Source organism: Acidovorax sp. CF316 (assembly GCF_000276605.1).
Lineage (GTDB): Bacteria > Pseudomonadota > Gammaproteobacteria > Burkholderiales > Burkholderiaceae_C > Acidovorax.
In genome coordinates, this window is the sequence record NZ_AKJX01000260.1 from 1 (window position 1) to 2,308 (window position 2,308).

2 protein-coding genes are annotated in these 2,308 nt (G+C 59.7%); both read left to right on the forward strand.

Going from position 1 to position 2,308, the window contains the following annotated elements; translation table 11 throughout:
* On the forward strand, positions 1-582 hold a 582-nt coding region (locus tag PMI14_RS35140), incomplete at its 5' end, for a hypothetical protein (protein ID WP_157405915.1).
* 1,168 nt (positions 583-1,750) lie between these two features.
* On the forward strand, positions 1,751-2,308 hold a 558-nt coding region (locus tag PMI14_RS35280), incomplete at its 3' end, for a hypothetical protein (RefSeq protein WP_035206278.1).

Below are 2,308 nucleotides of genomic sequence, written 5' to 3' on the forward strand. Positions count from 1 at the left end.
GGCAATCCGCAGGCTTTTGATAGGCAGGATTTGGTGGACCTGGCGTTTGGCATTGCGCAGCGGGAGCGCGCTACAGCAATCAAAAGGAAAGGAAAATCATTCAAAAAAATATCGAGGCATACAAAAATTGAGACGGTGAGCATGCCCAAACGACCAGGATCACAACTCCTTGCTCGACCTTCCCGGCGCACCTTAATAGAACTCCATAAATTTGGAATGAATGCAAAACAACGCAGAGAGTTCCTTCAAGGTGAGCAGGTGATTTTCGAAGACCCATCCACCGAAAAATCAGTGATATACGTCTTCAAATTAGATAGAGGGATCTTGAGAGCAGGCATTTGGGATTTGATCAGCGATGAGAGTGGAGCTATAATGAATTTTTCAAACCAAGCACGATCACTAGGTCAGACTCTTGGAGTTAGCCATCTGGAACTGTTTGGAGCAGACATTAGAAATACCCGTCTCGCAAGACTATTGGCTAAGCGTGGTTTTTCAGAAGGGGAATCCGTCTTCATTAGAGGCTATGGATTCAGCAAGCATGTGCCAACATTGCGCAAAATGGAGCGTTTGAAGAATGAATAATTCCACATCCGAAAAAATGAGGCCTTACATAGAGATGAAAAATTCTGGCGCAAGCAGCCATGAGGTATTCGAGAGACTAAAATTTGATGGCTGGACAACCTCCGACTGCATGCTAATTGTGGCTGGCATATTTGAGATGGAATTGGGGGATGTCCGAGAAATTTGGCATGATTTCTACAGGCGGCACAAAACAGTAAAAATTAATCCTTGCAAATCTTGATTTCGCATGGCTGAACGTCGAGCGCCCTCAGCCCACTGAAGGTGCCTACGAAGCGTCCCGCCGGCAACGCAGGGTGATAAGGTGCGCACGGCACCGGCAACTCAAGTTGCCTCATGCCGGTGCCGTCACCGGTCCCTACGTCGTTAGCAACTGGCTACCAAGACGAGTCCGCGCTCAATGTCACCCAATAGTTTGACGTAGGTAGCTACCGCCAGGGAAAGCCGAGACTCTCCCGACACAAACAGCACAATAGGCCATCAGGACCTACCGCCCCATCGGCCACCCCCGCGACGCCCTTGCCAGCATCGACTGACGGCAACCGCAGCGGCACCCAACAAGGCGCCAACGCCTTGCCGCACGTACAGGTCAACAGCGATGCGAGCCAGGCGGAGACAGTCCCCCAGGCACCCGGCACCCAGCTCCGGCCCCAACAGCGTCCACACTGAATGCCGAAGTGGATGTCAGCGCTGCAGAAGCAGCACCCGCTACTACCCAGCACGGCACAGCCCGCCATACCGCAGCGGCACAAGTCCAGCCCCCGTCCCCATGGACGCCCAGGTCCAGGCCCTCGACTTCGGCATGCTCGTGATCGGCGGCGACCAGGCCACCATCCTGGCGCACCTGCAGGCCGGCGGCGTGCGCGGTGCCGAGCCATTCGCGGGCGTGACCCTGGTGCCCGTGGACCAGGCGGCACTGGCACAGCAGGTGCTCAGCCCGCTCGCTGCACCGGCAGGCCCAAGCGGCACGCCGGCGGATCGGGGGTCTCAGCGCGCATCGGCAACAGGCACCTTGCCTCGAGCCAGAACGGCCGCACAGCTTGCGCCCACCGCGACCCAAGCACCAACGGCTGGCATTTCCATAGGTGGCCCCAACCCAGTGGGTGCCAGGGCCGCCCGCACAGTTCATGGCTCTCAGACGAATGCTGGAGCATCTCAGCCCGCGCCCGTCATGGAGATGCAACGCGACGGCACGCTGATGGTCAAAGGCGGCCCCGTACAGCTGCAGGGGCGCCTGCGCCAAGGCGGCGTGGAGCGCGTGCTGCGGCGCAAGGGCGGCGTGCTCGTCGGGCTCGACCAGGTGGGCAAGGCGCGGCAGTTGCTGCAGCAGCCGCCACCGCGCGCCCAAGCCTCGGCAGGCGCCACCCTGCCCTCTCAGCCCTCCAGTCCCGCCCTATCGAGCCAGCAATTCAGCCGCAGTCCACCAGACCGCCCCTCACGAGCCAAGGGCCTGCCCTCCAAACCCGCCACCGTTCAATCGGTGCGCGCTGCAGTTGCCAAACTCACCAACAGCATGGGCCTGCTGGCCAACGGCCTCGGCCGTGTGGTGGTGGCCACCTCGGCCGACATCCAGGCGCACTGGGAGCCGCTGGTAGGCGAGGTGGACATGGGCTCGCAGGACACAGGTCTGGCCAAGGGCTTTTACGACCCCAACACCAACACCGTCTTCCTCATCGCCGACCACATCGAAGCCGGCCAGGAGATGGCCGTGGCCGCGCACGAGCTGGTG